Source organism: Burkholderia sp. COPS, from assembly GCF_019425585.1.
GTDB lineage: Bacteria > Pseudomonadota > Gammaproteobacteria > Burkholderiales > Burkholderiaceae > Burkholderia > Burkholderia cepacia.
In genome coordinates, this window is sequence record NZ_WIXR01000029.1 from 51,153 (window position 1) to 59,978 (window position 8,826).

An 8,826-nucleotide genomic window follows, 5' to 3' on the forward strand; every position below is an offset into this window, starting at 1 on the left:
TCAGGCGTTGTCGCTGTACTGGTTCGGCCAGCGGCGCGGCTTCACGTCGGCGAGCGCCTTCGCGATCTCGGCGATGTGTTCGGGCGTCGTGCCGCAGCAGCCGCCCGCGAGGTTCACGAGCCCGGCTTGCGCGAATTCCTTCAGGAGCCCCGACGTGACGTCCGGCGTCTCGTCGAAGCCGGTCTCGGCCATCGGGTTCGGCAGGCCCGCGTTCGGGTAGCACGACACGTAGGTGTCGCACAGCTTCGCGAGCTCGGCGATGTACGGGCGCATCAGCGCCGCGCCGAGCGCGCAGTTCAGGCCGAACGTGAGCGGCTTCGCGTGACGCAGCGAGTTCCAGAACGCCTCGACGGTCTGGCCCGACAGGATCCGGCCCGACGCATCGGTGACGGTGCCCGAGATCATGATCGGCAGGCGCTCGCCGGTGTCCTCGAACAGTTCGTCGAGCGCGAACAGCGCGGCCTTCGCGTTCAGCGTGTCGAAGATCGTCTCGACGAGGAACAGGTCGACGCCGCCGTCGAGCAGCGCTTTCGCCTGCTGGTAGTACGACGTATGCAACTCGTCGAACGTGACGTTGCGGGCGCCCGGATCGTTGACGTCCGGCGAAATGCTGGCCGTTTTCGGCGTCGGCCCGATCGCGCCGGCGACGAAGCGCGGCTTGTCCGGCGTCGCGTATTTCGCGGCCGATTCACGTGCGAGCTTCGCCGATTCGACGTTCATCTCGACGACGAGATCTTCCATCCCGTAATCGGCCTGCGCGACGGTCGTCGCGCCGAACGTGTTGGTCTCGACGATGTCGGCGCCGGCCGCGAAGTACTGGTCGTGGATCTCGCGGATGATCTGCGGCTGCGTGATCGACAGCAGCTCGTTGTTGCCCTTGATGTCGCGCGGGAAATCCTTGAAGCGCTCGCCGCGATACGCGGCTTCGTCGAGCTTGTAGCGCTGGATCATCGTGCCCATCGCGCCGTCGAGGATCAGGATGCGCGATTTCAGCAGCGCAGGCAGAGCGGCGCCGCGCGTGTAGTGCGCGTCGAGCGGGACGGAAGCGGCGAGAGGAGTCGCAGACATGGGCGAAAGACCGGCGAAGACGGGAAAACCGTCATTGTAGCCGGTGCGCATGGGCGCCGCCCGGCCTTGCGCGGCGCCGGCCGGACCGCCAAATGAAAACCCCCGCCCGGCGAACCGGGCAGGGGCATGATCGGAGTGCTCGCGGCGCCGCGTCGATGCGCGGCGAATGGCCCGGCCGCGCGAGGCGCCGGGCCGCGGGACGTCAGTGCAGTACGACGGGCATCATCATCAGGCTGTCGAATTGTCCGAGGAATTCGTCGACTTCATCGAGCGACGGTTCATCTTCGATCAGCTGCTTCACGTGTGCGCGGAATCGTTCGGCAAGTTCGCCGTCGATGAAGATCTCGCGCTGCGCGTTCTTGTCGACGATTTCGTATCCGCCGGCATTCATCAGGTGGTGGCCGGCCTGCGGCGCGAATTCGACGACGCAGTAGTTGGGGCTGTTGTAGATCATTTGCATGGCGGCACTCCTCTTCGCAGTGGCATCTGGCCTTGTTGTCCCCTAGGTGGGGCGAGCCTTGCCGGTTTCAAGGGGCTTGCGCTGCACACCCCGTTCCCGTTTGCGTGGGGTGTATCGGTTAGAAGCCGATGTCTATGAAACGTTTCCCATTGTCGACCGGTGGACGGAAATAGTTGTTAAAGAGTGTCATCGGCGATTTCACGGAAATCTGTAATCGGTCGAAATTGCCGAATCACGCGCATTCGCGTGCGAGTTCACTGTGTGACAGGTGATGTGACAGGCGAAGACGCGGGCGGTGCAGCCGGTTGTGCAGCCGGCGGTTGCACGGCGGCGGGCGGCGCGGGTTGTGCCGGTTCGGCGGCCGGTGCGGCCGACGGTTCGGGCGCCGGTGCAGCGGCGGGCGCAGGCGTGGCGCCGCCTGCCGGTGTCTCGTCGGACGGCACGCCCGGCGCCGCGAGCGGGCCGTGCCACAACAGTTCGATCTGCGCGCCGTTCGGTTCGGTCTGCACGAGCCGCGCGGGCAGCCAGCCGAGCGACGGTGCGAGCCACATGTCGATGCGGCGCGTGTCGCCGTCGCGCCGCGGCAGGCGCATGAAGTGCCGCGCGCCGATGATGCCGGCCTGCGTCTGCACCTGCTCGTCGCCGATCACGGTGATCGGCCAGGTCTCGCCGCTGTTGTTGTCGATCACGAAGAACTGCTGCGTGACGCCCGGCCTGTACGCAGACGGATTGCCGCGCACGAGCCCCGACAGCTGCATCAGCATGCTGAAGCGGTCCTGTATGCCGTCGGGCAACGGTGCGTTGTTCGGCGTGCGCGTGAACACGACCTGCCGGATCTCGCGATTGAAGATCGCGATGTCTTCGGGACGCTTGCCGCGCTTTTCGACGTAACGGTCGGGCGCGACGCCGAACGCGTCGATGCGGCCTTCGCTGCGATAGGAGAACGGGCCGACGAACGGCACGGGCATCGACACCGACAGGTCGTAGGTGCGCCCGTCGGTACGCCAGTGGATCGTGCCGATCATGTTCTGCATGCCGTTGTAGAACGTGTCGTACTGCAGGTCGCCGGACGGCGGCGCGATGAACTTCACGCCGTTCGTCGCGGGGCCCGGTGTCGTGGCGCCGGCGGCGCTGGCGGCACCCGCGGCCGACGCGGCGTGCGCGCCCGACGCGCCCGGTACGCCACTCGCTGCGGACGCGGCAGCCGGCGGCTCGCCGTGTTCGGCCGTTTGCGTCGACGTGAGGACCGGCTCCGGCGCGGGTTTCGGCGCGGCGGCCCTGGGAGCCGCCGGTGCGGGCGCGGCCGGATGCTCGACCGGCTTCGGCGCAGGTGGCGCGGGCTGGCGCTCGATCGGCTGTGGTTTCAGCAGCTCGATCTGCACGGGGACTTCGGCGGGCGCGGGCGGGGTGAACGCGTCGCGGTTGCGCATCAGCCAGAACGCGGCGAGCGTGTGCAGCACCAGCACGACGACGAGCGCAATGCCCACGCGCAGCCAGCGGCGGGGCAAGGCGTGACTCGGGCGGATGTCGGCAGGCTGCATGGGCATCGGAACAGGATCGGGGCGCTCGCGTGATGTCGGGCGCGCGGCGCGCGCCACAGGAATCGGACTGTCGAATGCGCCGCGCGTTCGCGCGCGTGCCGTGACGGGGCGGAATGCGTCAGGCGTCGCGCGCGTCGGGACTATAGCCGAGTTCGTAAGACAGTTTCTGCGCGCATGCGCGCAGCGCCGTGTCGATCTCGCCGCCCCATGCAATGTCGAACGAGCCTTCCTGGCCGAGCGCGACGATGGCGAGCGCGAGTTCGCCGACCGCATCGAACACGGGCATGCAGAACGCGTGGATCGTCGGCAGCAGCATCCCCTCGACGCGCGCGGCCTCGTGCTTGCGCACGTCGGCGAGCACCGCGTCGACCTCGTCGAGCGTGCGCGGGCCGCCGTGGTGCGGCGAGCGGCGCGTATCGGCGAGTTCGCGCTCGAGCATCGCGGCGGTCTTGCTGCGCGGCAGGTACGCGGCGAACAGCAGGCCCGTCGCGGAGCCGAGCAGCGGCATCACGTCGCCGAGCTTCAGCGACGCCTTCGCCGGGTGGCTCGACTCCATCCAGTGCACGATCGTCGGCCCCTGGTTGCCCCACACCGCGATGCCGACCGTCTGGTCGAGGCGGTCGCGGAATTCGGTCAGCGCGATCCGCGCGAGCTTCACGCCGTCGACGCGCGCGAGCCGCGCGAGCCCCATCTGCAGCGCGAAGCCGCCGAGCTCGTAGCGGCCCGAGACGGGGTCCTGCGACACCACGCCGAGACGCGAGAAGCTGACCAGGTAGCGGTGCGCCTTCGCAGGACTCATGCCCGCGCGCTGCGCGAGGTCGCGCAGCATCATCGCGCGCGGCTCGCTCGTCAGCACGTCGAGCAGGCGGAAGCCGACCTCGATCGACTGGATGCCGGAACGGACTTTCTCGCTGTTTTCGCCGTGCTCGCCGGAAGCGGCGTCGTCGGTGTCGGAGTCGGCGAGATCGTCGTCGGGAAGCGGGTTGGCGGGCATGGGCGGCAGGTGCGCGAAAATGCGGCAGGAATGGGGGTGAAAATACGGGGCGAAAAATCGGGACGAAAAATCGGGACGAAAGCGGCGTGCACGATCGTGGCGCACCGCCGGGATTCACCATCGTAAAATAGATTCCCTCCATCGTCACTACAACGGCAGAGTCCCCCTTATGAAACTTGCTTCGCTGAAGGACGGCACGCGCGACGGCCAGCTGATCGTCGTGTCGCGCGACCTGCACACCGCGGCGATCGCCGACGCGATCGCGCCGACGTTGCAGCGTGTCCTCGACGACTGGGCGTTCTACGCGCCGCAGCTGCGCGACCTGTACGACGCGCTGAATCACGGCCGCGCGCGCAATTCCTTCGCATTCGATCCGGCCAACTGCATGGCGCCGCTGCCGCGCGCGTTCCAGTGGGCGGACGGCTCCGCGTACGTGAACCACGTCGAGCTCGTGCGCCGCGCGCGCGGCGCCGAGATGCCGCCCGAATTCTGGACCGACCCGCTGATGTACCAGGGCGGCAGCGACGATTTCCTCGGCGCGCGCGACGACGTCGTGTGCCCGTCCGAGGAATGGGGCATCGATTTCGAGGCGGAAGTCGCGGTGATCACCGGCGACGTGCGGATGAGCGCGTCGCCCGACGAAGCGCTGAAGGCCGTCCGGCTCGTCACGCTGGTGAACGACGTGTCGCTGCGCAACCTGATTCCGGCCGAGCTCGCGAAGGGCTTCGGCTTCTTCCAGAGCAAGCCGGCCACCGCATTCGCGCCGGTCGCCGTCACGCCCGACGAACTCGGCGATGAATGGCGCGAAGGCCGCGTGCACCGGCCGATGATCGTCCACTGGAACGGCAGGAAGGTCGGCCAGCCCGATGCGGGCACCGACATGGTGTTTCACTTCGGCCAGCTGGTCGCGCACGCGGCGAAGACGCGCAACCTGCGCGCCGGGTCGATCGTCGGCTCGGGCACGGTGTCGAACAAGGACGCGAAGCGCGGCTACTGCTGCATCGCCGAGAAGCGCTGCCTCGAGACGATCGAGCACGGTGCGCCGCAGACCGAATTCATGCGCTATGGCGACACCGTGCGCATCGAGATGTTCGACGCGGCCGGCAAGTCGATCTTCGGTGCGATCGAGCAGTCGGTCGCCCCGCCCGACGGCGCGGCGTAAGCCGCGCGGCGCTTGCGCGAAACCCGGCTTCGGCCTGCGCGCCGGGTTTCGCCTGATGTTTGCCCGCGCGGGCTTGGCTACACTCGATTCAAGAGCCTCGACTCGAAGGAGCGGCACATGGCGGATCTCTCCGCATACGGCGGTTACGAAGCACTGAAGGTGACGCGCCGCGACCATGGCGTGCTCGACATCGTGATGAGCGGCGAGGGCGCGAACCGCAGCGGCCTCGCGACCGCGAACGCTCGCATGCATCGCGAGCTCGCCGACATCTGGCGCGACGTCGACCGCGATCCCGACACGCGCGTCGCGGTGATCCGCGGCGAAGGCAAGGGCTTCTCGGCGGGCGGCGATCTGGCGCTCGTCGAGGACATGGCGAACGACTTCGACGTGCGCTCCCGCGTGTGGCGCGAGGCGCGCGATCTCGTCTACAACGTGATCAACTGCAGCAAGCCGATCGTATCGGCGATGCATGGCCCGGCCGTCGGCGCGGGGCTCGTCGCCGGGCTGCTCGCCGACATCTCGATCGCCGCGAAGGACGCGCGCATCATCGACGGCCACACGCGCCTCGGCGTCGCGGCCGGCGACCACGCGGCGATCGTGTGGCCGCTGCTGTGCGGGATGGCGAAGGCGAAGTACTACCTGCTGCTGTGCGAACCGGTGAGCGGCGAGGAGGCCGAGCGGATCGGGCTGGTGTCGCTCGCGGTCGAGCCGGCCGACCTGCTGCCGAAGGCGTACGAAGTGGCCGAGCGGCTCGCGCACGGTTCGCAGTCGGCGATCCGCTGGACCAAGTACGCGTTGAACAACTGGCTGCGCACGGCCGGGCCGACCTTCGATACGTCGCTTGCGCTCGAATTCATGGGGTTTGCCGGGCCCGACGTGCAGGAAGGCCTCCGGTCGTTGCGCGAGCGGCGCCCGCCCGAGTTCCCCGGCGACGCCCCGTTCTGACACGCGCCGGCGCTATGATCGATCCAGGCGCGGCTCGCGCGACCCATGGCGGCCGCCTCGCCCTCACCCAGTCAACCAGGATGCCCGTATGACGACCGATGCCTCCGGCTCCAATCCTTTCGCCGGCTTTGCCGGCTTCAAGCCCGCCGACATGATGGACCGGATGTGGGACATGATGCGGATGTCGCCGTTCGGCGCGATGACGCCGTTTCCGGGCGGCGCGCATGGGCTGCCGCCGTCGCTGTCGAGCATGTCCGACATGATGGCGCCGCTCACGAGCGTCGAGGAACTCGACAAGCGCATCACCGACCTGCGCGCGGTCGAGCAGTGGCTGAAGCTCAATCTCGGGATGCTGCAGTCGGCGATCCAGGCGCTCGAGGTCCAGCGTGCGACGCTCGCGACGCTGCGTGCGTTCGGCGCGTTCGCGCAGAGCTCGATGTCGGCGGCCGAGGAAGCGGCCGTCGCGGCGGCGCAGGCGGCGAAACCCGCGTCGGCTGCGCCGGGCGATGCGCCGGCGGCGGCGGATGCCGATGCTTCCGCCGCGGATACAGCCGCGGGCGACGCCGCGCAGGCCTTCGATCCCGCCGGCTGGTGGAACCTGCTGCAGTCGCAGTTCAACCAGCTCGCGAGCCTCGCGATGGCGCAGCCGGGCATGCAGCCCGCCGCGCCGGGCGATGCGCCGCCGGACGCGGCCGCTGCGCCGGAGCAGGCCGCGAAGCCGGCACCGGCCGCCGCCGCGCCGCGCAAGCCCGCCGCGAAGCGTGCCAAGTCGACCAGCGCGACCGGCGCGACCGGTTCGGCCGCGGCGCGCGCGGCAGCCGCGTCGTCGCCCGAAACCCGTCCGCCGAAGCGTTCGACGTGACGCGGCGCAGATAGCAGGTCGATCATGCGGCTCGCGCTCGTTCTGATGGGAGGCGGCGCACGTGCCGCCTATCAGGTCGGCGTGCTCAAGGCACTGGCCGAGATCGCGCGCGAGGCCGATCCGCAGCGGCACACGCTGCCGTTCGCGGTCGTGTGCGGCTCGTCGGCCGGCGCGATCAACGCGACGTCGATCGCGAGCCACGCGGACGACTTTTCCCACGGCGTGCGGCGCCTGCTCGAATTCTGGGAGCCGTTGCGTGCCGACTACGTGTATCGCACCGACTGGCTCGGCATCGCGGCCGCCGGTGCGCGATGGCTCGCGACGATGACGTTCGGCTGGGCGGCCCGCCGCTCGCCGCGCGGGCTGCTCGACAACGCGCCGCTCGCGCACCTGCTGCAGCGCGAGCTGAGCTTCCACCGGATCGAGCAGATGCTCGAGGCGCGCCTGCTGCACGCGCTGTCGATCACGGCGCTCAGCTATTCGAGCGGCCGGCACCTCACGTTCTACCAGGCGGCCGAGCCGATCCAGGCGTGGCGGCGCGCGCAGCGCACCGCGCGGCTCGTCGACCTGTCGGCGTCGCACCTGCTCGCGTCGTCGGCGATTCCGTTCGTGTTCCCGGCCGTGCCGCTCGTGCTCGACGGGCAGATCGAGTACTTCGGCGACGGGTCGATCCGGCAGATCGCGCCGCTGTCGCCGGCGATCCACTTCGGCGCGCACCGGATCGTCGTGGTCGGTGCGGCCGACCCGCGGCCCGAGATTCCGGCCGCGAACGGCACGGGGCTGGTACGCGGCTACCCGACGCTCGCGCAGATCGGCCAGCAGGTGCTCGCGAGCGTGTTCCTCGACTCGATCGGCTCGGACATCGAGCGCATCGAGCACATCAACCGGATGATCGAGCACCTGCCGCACCAGGTCGAGGTGGACAGCGGCTGGCGGCACGTCGACGTGCTCGCGATCGCTCCGTCCGAGCGTATCGAGCTGATCGCCGCGAAACACCTGAAGCAGATGCCGGCGACGATGCGCGGGCTGCTCGGCGCGATCGGCGGCAGCCAGCCGGCCGGCGCGTCGTTTGCGAGCTACCTGCTGTTCGAGGAGGCGTTCACGCGCGAACTGATCGAGCTCGGTTACCGCGACGGGCGCGCGCAGCGCGACACGCTGGCCGGCTGGATCGAGCTGGCGGACGGCGGCAGCGCGCCGGCCGCCGGCATGCCGCCGGAAGACGGTTTCGCGACCGGCGAAATACGGGTCTGATGCGCCGGGAAGGGGCGGGGTTGCATTTTCGTGACGCCCGGCCGCGACCGATCGCCGCACCGCGATTGGCGGCGCGCGACCGGGCGGGCGTCTCGGAACCGTCATGCACGCGTGCTATCATGGCCGCCGCCGTATACACCATATCGAACAGCCCGCCGATCCGGTATCCGCACGGGGCCCTACGGGGAACCCGCCTGGGGCAGGGGACGGGCTCGTCAGCGAGCCGGCCAGCGCCGGCCCCCACTCAGGCAAGCGCGTAGCCGGTTCCGTTCGTACGGAGCGTGGCTGCGGCATGCCGCAACGGCGGCGGCGCGGCCGCCCGGCTGCCGGACGAGCAATCGGCGTCCGGCCGGTCGGTTTCACGCGTAAAATTACAGTCTTGGCCGCAAAAAGCGCGCTTGGCGCGCCTTTGCGGCAACAGTCACGTTTAGAGAAGTCGCATTGCGCAGAACAGGGGTGGGACCATCATGAACACCATGCTTTATCCGGAACTTTACAGGTCGCTCGAAGCTGTCCGCTGGGACATGGAGAAGGACATTCCGT

At 69.3% G+C, this 8,826-nt stretch carries 8 protein-coding genes; 4 read left to right on the top strand and 4 right to left on the bottom strand.

What is annotated here, in order from left to right; genetic code table 11:
- The 4 genes from FOZ70_RS24410 to FOZ70_RS24425 form a co-directional block, all read right to left on the bottom strand.
- Positions 1-1,068 carry a homocysteine S-methyltransferase family protein gene (locus FOZ70_RS24410; protein WP_042977166.1) on the bottom strand — a complete coding sequence of 356 codons (1,068 nt, stop codon included), beginning with the start codon at positions 1,066-1,068 and terminating at the stop codon, positions 1-3.
- A gap of 202 nt (positions 1,069-1,270) precedes the next feature.
- Positions 1,271-1,528 (bottom strand): DUF3567 domain-containing protein, encoded by a 258-nt coding sequence (locus FOZ70_RS24415; protein ID WP_006477667.1) that lies wholly within the window; start codon positions 1,526-1,528, stop codon positions 1,271-1,273.
- Between the two features lie 254 nt (positions 1,529-1,782).
- Complete coding sequence (locus FOZ70_RS24420; RefSeq protein WP_219706986.1) at positions 1,783-3,075, bottom strand: DUF3108 domain-containing protein; 1,293 nt, start codon at positions 3,073-3,075, stop codon at positions 1,783-1,785.
- 112 nt (positions 3,076-3,187) lie between these two features.
- The gene (locus FOZ70_RS24425; protein ID WP_021160146.1) at positions 3,188-4,063 is read right to left on the bottom strand and encodes an IclR family transcriptional regulator; all 876 of its coding nucleotides are present in this window, start codon (positions 4,061-4,063) and stop codon (positions 3,188-3,190) included.
- Positions 4,064-4,232: 169 nt separating this feature from the next.
- On the opposite strand from FOZ70_RS24425, the gene FOZ70_RS24430 reads away from it, so the two are divergent.
- The 4 genes from FOZ70_RS24430 to FOZ70_RS24445 all read left to right on the top strand — a co-directional run bounded on the left by FOZ70_RS24430 (position 4,233) and on the right by FOZ70_RS24445 (position 8,283).
- Positions 4,233-5,225 (top strand): fumarylacetoacetate hydrolase family protein, encoded by a 993-nt coding sequence (locus FOZ70_RS24430; RefSeq protein WP_165581303.1) that lies wholly within the window; start codon positions 4,233-4,235, stop codon positions 5,223-5,225.
- 117 nt (positions 5,226-5,342) lie between these two features.
- A complete protein-coding gene (locus FOZ70_RS24435) occupies positions 5,343-6,170 on the top strand; it encodes an enoyl-CoA hydratase/isomerase family protein (protein WP_060057591.1) in 828 nt (275 codons plus the stop codon).
- Between the two features lie 88 nt (positions 6,171-6,258).
- Positions 6,259-7,032 (top strand): PhaM family polyhydroxyalkanoate granule multifunctional regulatory protein, encoded by a 774-nt coding sequence (locus FOZ70_RS24440; protein WP_219706988.1) that lies wholly within the window; start codon positions 6,259-6,261, stop codon positions 7,030-7,032.
- A gap of 24 nt (positions 7,033-7,056) precedes the next feature.
- A complete protein-coding gene (locus FOZ70_RS24445) occupies positions 7,057-8,283 on the top strand; it encodes a patatin-like phospholipase family protein (protein ID WP_219706990.1) in 1,227 nt (408 codons plus the stop codon).
- Positions 8,284-8,826 lie beyond the last annotated feature (543 nt).